General features: G+C 63.8%; 4 protein-coding genes and 1 pseudogene. 4 read left to right on the top strand and 1 reads right to left on the bottom strand.

The window, feature by feature from the left end; translation table 11 throughout:
• From A2J03_RS17825 to A2J03_RS17820, 3 genes and pseudogenes are all read left to right on the top strand, one after another.
• A partial coding sequence (locus A2J03_RS17825) for an SCO6745 family protein (protein ID WP_068376427.1) occupies window positions 1-839 on the top strand: 839 nt, incomplete at its 5' end.
• Window positions 840-852: 13 nt separating this feature from the next.
• Window positions 853-1,137, top strand: a pseudogene (locus A2J03_RS31185) (antibiotic biosynthesis monooxygenase family protein); the annotation flags it as partial.
• Window positions 1,138-1,209: 72 nt separating this feature from the next.
• Window positions 1,210-2,076 carry an alpha/beta fold hydrolase gene (locus A2J03_RS17820; protein WP_068376429.1) on the top strand — a complete coding sequence of 289 codons (867 nt, stop codon included), beginning with the start codon at window positions 1,210-1,212 and terminating at the stop codon, window positions 2,074-2,076.
• Here the strand turns inward: A2J03_RS17820 and A2J03_RS17815 are convergent.
• Window positions 2,069-3,421 carry a cytochrome P450 gene (locus A2J03_RS17815; protein WP_068376425.1) on the bottom strand — a complete coding sequence of 451 codons (1,353 nt, stop codon included), beginning with the start codon at window positions 3,419-3,421 and terminating at the stop codon, window positions 2,069-2,071. The genes A2J03_RS17820 and A2J03_RS17815 overlap by 8 nt on opposite strands.
• 84 nt (window positions 3,422-3,505) lie before the next feature.
• On the opposite strand from A2J03_RS17815, the gene A2J03_RS17810 reads away from it, so the two are divergent.
• Window positions 3,506-3,868: TetR/AcrR family transcriptional regulator (locus tag A2J03_RS17810; protein ID WP_231912584.1), on the top strand; the 363-nt coding region annotated here is incomplete at its 3' end.

Here is a 3,868-nt window from a genome sequence, read left to right as displayed (position 1 = left end):
ACACGACATTCGAGCCGTTTCACATCACGGCGTACTTCAATCCGCATCTGAAGTCGGCAGGCCAGGACACCGGCCTCGACGGTCATGCCTGGTACTTCGGGTCTCGGGCCGCACCCCTCGGTGAGACGTCGGCGAGCGTCGTCGCAGCTGCGTTCTACAATTTCAACCCCGAGTTGGTCGAGCGGGTCTGGCCGTCGGCGGTCGCCGCAGGACTCGACACGATCACCAAACGCCGCTGGGAGTTGCTCGACGCCGTCCTGACCGACGCGCTGGGACCACTGGCGACCGACCCCCAGCTCGTCACGATCGGCAACCGCCTGCGAGACATCGGTGATACCGCCGTCTTCGCCGGGCGCACGTTGTCCGCCGCGTGGCATTCGTCCGAACGTCCCGACGCTCCGCACCTTGCACTGTGGCACTCCATCGCTGTCATCCGGGAGTGGCGCGGCGACGGCCACCTGGCAGCCCTCGTCGACGCGCAGTTGGATCCCGCGGAAGCCGTCGTGTTCCACGAAGCCGTGCATCCGGATCCGAAGGCTCGGCGAGTGCTCGGCAAGCGCATCACTCAGCTGACACGGCAGTGGTCGGACGAAGAATGGGATGCAGCCGCTCGACGCCTGGCGTCGCGTGGACTGCTGACCACCACCGACGGGGGCGAAACCCTCACCGATCAGGGCGTCGAACTCGACGCGCACATCGAGCAGCGCACCGACGTCCTCGCGTCGTCCATCTGGAAGGGCATCGACGACGCCGAGGAACTGATCATCAGCGTGCGCCCCTACGTCAAAGCCGTCATCGACGCGGGAATTCTGCCGGGGACCAAGAAGCGCACCGACTGAATCGACTGTGCCGATGATCCTGGAACACGCGCTACTGAACGTCTTACCCACTCGCACCGAGGAGTTCGAAGCGGCATTCGGTCGGGCATCGTCGATCATCTCGGCGATGCCCGGTTTCGTGAGCCTGCGGTTGTCCCGCGGGATCGAGAGTCCCGATGTCTACCTGCTGCTCGTCGAGTGGGAGACGCTCGAGGACCACACCGAAGGCTTCCGCGGGTCGGATGAGTACCAGGAGTGGAAGGCGCTGCTGCATCACTTCTACGATCCGTTCCCCGTCGTCGAACATTTCGCCCCTGTAGGCGATTACGACGATCCGCGAACGGACGAAGCGATACGTTCCTTCTCAGCGCCCACGCCGAAGGAGACCTTCATGAACGCCGCAGCATCGTCGTACATCTCGAAGCAGGACCAGCTCGATATCTCGACCTACACGTGGGCCACCTCGGTCGAGCCCGCCCGCGGCGTCGTACAGATCGCGCACGGGCTCGCCGAGTACGGCAGCCGGTACGCACGGTTCGCCGCAGCCTTGAATGCCGCAGGGTTCCACGTCGTCGCATCCGACCATCGCGGACACGGCGCGTCGATCACCGAGACGCCTGGAGACTTCGGGTCGGTCGGCTTCGCCGCGTTGTGGGCGGACATCGAGCAGCTCGGCGAAAAGTTGTTGAACGACTATCCGGACCTTCCGCTGGTCCTCTTCGCACACTCGATGGGATCGTTTGCTGCACAACATGTCCTGATCGAGCGCTCCGACCTGTACGCGGGGGTCGTCCTGTCAGGATCCACTACCCTCGACGTCCTCGCAGCCGGCATGGTCGACGCCCCGGCCGGCGACCTGAGCGTCTTCAACAGCGCGTTCGAGCATCGCACCGGATACGAGTGGCTCTCACGCGACGAAGCGGAGGTCGACGCCTACGTCGCCGACGAGCTGTGCGGCTTCGACCTACCCGAGACCACAGTCCCCGCACTGTTCACCGAAGCGGACAAGCTCGCAGACCCGCACCAGCTCGGTGAGATTCGCTCCGACCTCCCACTGTTGATCGCCTCGGGATCCGACGATCCACTGGCCGGTGGTGGGCAGCTGATCGAACAGTTGGCGTCCCGCTACCGTGAAGCCGGCATGAGCGATGTAACCGTCAAGATCTACCAGGGCGCGCGACACGAGATAGTGAACGAGACCAACCGCGACGAGGTCACGGCCGATATCATCGGGTGGCTGACCGACCGACTCACCTGAGGCGCAGGTTCACCGGCTGGCCGTCCTCCGGGAACGGCAGCGAGGTGAAGTTCAGCGGTGCAACGTAATCGGCGTCCACGTCCCAGTCGTACCGCAGTAGCAGGTGGTGCATGATCGTCTTGATCTCGGCCCCGGCGAAGAACATGCCGATGCACTTGTGCACTCCGCCTCCGAACGGCTCCCACGCGTAGCGATGCACTTTGTCCTCGCATCGGTCTGCGTCGAACCGTCCAGGATCGAACGCTTCGGGGTTGGGCCAGTACTCCGCCATGTGGTGGGTGAAGTGTGGCGCGACCGACGCGTACGTCCCGGCAGGGACGAATTTGCCTTGGACTTCGGTGTCCTTCACCGCCCGCCGAGCGACGACGGGGGTCGGCGAGACGAGCCTGAGGCACTCCTTCATGACCAGGTCGAGCGAGTGCAGATCGTCGAGCTGCGTCAGTGTCGGCGAATCGGTATCCAGCTCGATCGACTCCGCCCGGCACTTTCGCTGCCACTCCGGATGCTGTCCGAGGTACTGCATCATCGTCGAGAGCGTGATGGTCGAGGTGTCGTGGGCTGCCATCAGCAGGAAGATCATGTGGTCGACCACTTCGTCGTCCGTGAAGCGCTGTCCGGTGTCGGATTCGATGTGGCACAACACCGAGAACAGGTCGTCGGTCGCGCTCGCGCGCCGGGCCGGAAGGTACCGCCGGAAGAAGGCGTCGAGAACCTTCCTGCCTTCGAGTCCACGCTTCCACCGGGTGCCCGGCAGTCGGTACCGGACGATGGATGTTGCCGCTTGCACGCAGGCGACGAAACTGGCATTGATTTCCGCTATTTCGGCCTCGGTGCTGCCCTCGGCCCCGCCCATGAAGATGCTCGTCGCGATATCGAGGGTGAGGGATTTGAGCGCGGGATACACCAGGAAACCGTCGGCTGCGGTCCATGCATCCAAGCCCGCACTGACGACAGGATTGAGGGAATCAACCGACTTGGTGAGACGGTCACGCGTGAAGGCCTGCTGCATGATTCGGCGGTGCCGAAGGTGCTCCTCGGAATCCAACAGCATGAGCCCACCGTGGAAGAACGGGCCGATCAGCAACGACCATCCGTCACTGTTGACGAATGCCTTGTCCTTGTTCTGCAGAACCTGCTGGCATGCATCCGGTCCGAGGACGGTGATCCAGCGCTGCCCGGCCATGGTCAGCCACGACACCTCGCCGTACTTCTCCCATCGCCGTCCGAACAGCGCCAGGGGGTCCTTGATGTATTCGAGGGTGTGCCCGACGACGGGAAGTCCCCCGTCACCCGAGACTGCCTCCAGGCGCGAATCCGCTGGTGGAGCGGCAAGTATCCGAGACATAATCAACCTCCGTCAATCTGACAGGAAGCCATGTCAGATAACTGTAGTCTGCGTCACAGCACGTGCATCTGTCAACATCTATCCATGACTCCGACGACACGCCGCTACGCAGGCATGAGCGCAGACGACCGCGCAACCGAGCGTCGGACGCGGCTGCTCGAAGCCGGTTTGGAAGTATTCGGCACCGCCGGCGCCGCGGGCGCGACGATGACCGCGATCTGCGCGCAGGCCAAGCTCACCGAGCGCTACTTCTACCAGAACTTCAGCAGCAGAGACGATCTCCTGCGGCACGTTGTCGATGCCATCGCCGAGGAAATTCGGGCTGCAGCCCTGACCGCACTGCACACTCCGGCGGACACCGTGGAAGGGCAGGTGCACAACGCGATCGCGGCCTTCGTCACCGTCCTGACCGATGATCCACGCAAGGGACGGGTCGCGATGATCGAA

Origin of the sequence: Rhodococcus sp. EPR-157, assembly GCF_001647195.1 — a bacterium.
Classification (GTDB): Bacteria; Actinomycetota; Actinomycetes; order Mycobacteriales; family Mycobacteriaceae; genus Rhodococcoides.
The sequence above is the reverse complement of the archived record's forward strand: the minus strand, read 5'-3'. Positions and strand labels throughout refer to the sequence as shown.